The organism is Aeromonas lacus (assembly GCF_000764665.1).
Lineage (GTDB): Bacteria > Pseudomonadota > Gammaproteobacteria > Enterobacterales > Aeromonadaceae > Aeromonas > Aeromonas lacus.
In genome coordinates, this window is record NZ_JRGM01000068.1 from 1 (window position 1) to 981 (window position 981).

At 40.7% G+C, this 981-nt stretch carries 1 protein-coding gene; it reads right to left on the bottom strand.

The window, feature by feature from the left end; all coding sequences use genetic code 11:
* The coding region (locus LG31_RS21180) for a hypothetical protein (RefSeq protein ID WP_238567494.1) at positions 1-813 on the bottom strand (813 nt) is incomplete at its 3' end.
* Positions 814-981: the final 168 nt, after the last annotated feature.

Genomic DNA, 981 nt, shown 5'->3' on the forward strand with positions numbered 1-981 from the left:
GTGTTCATCCATGTGGACGATTGGTATCCACATTCCTGTTTCTGAAAAATAGCTCAACTGGGCCTCCTGTGCCTTCAATAAGTTACGATCACTGTGTTTTTTGGTGCCTCTTTTAGCATAAAAAACGGCCTCTATCGGCAAATTTTTAAGCAACTCACCTCCCCAAGATCGAAGAACAATCTCATTATTTTCAACATTAAGACCTGCGTCCTCAATATAGTAGCGACTACCTTCTACCATCGCCTCAAAGGCTACAGCAGATTGTTCATTCAATAAATCCCAGCCACAGCGGCTGATATACTTATCGGCTTCGAAAGCGGTAATCCAATCTTCTGTATTAAATAGTCCTTGTGACTGACAAGTCGCCGAAATAGGAACCGATGGAATTTCACCACACCCATCATCCTCCCTCCCATTACTACTCCCATTGATAGGGAATGCACATGCATAACCAGGTCTGAACTGACTGTCGGAAAGCTCGTGTTGAGGTATCAGGATGATTCCATAATCATAATTAGCGAATATCGGGTTGAAAATATCCTGGCGAAGATAAGAGTAAGACATACTATTGTCATCTGAAGGTGACCATGGCATATCTGTACTGCGGTTGTCTTCGCCGTGTATCACAACTCCAGAACACTCATAGGCGGGCTTGTTTGCTGCCCCACAATTGGCCACTATACTTCCATAACGAATTGTTATTCTATTTGCAACCTCTTCTCCTGAGCCTTTAGGCGGATTGTTAGCATAGGTGGTGCTACTACCTGCACAATAGATACCTAGTACTAGAATTAATGCTGAATTATATTTCATATATAAACCACCTCAAGCTTAATTAAAAATAAAATTCTAAGATGTGCATAGTCAAACCTACCAAGATTGAGGCTCCCATCCACATTTATAGATTCATATGTACATCAGATAACTTTTATTTTATGAATTCATAATCAGCAGCGTAATAAATTAAGGCATAACCTTCAC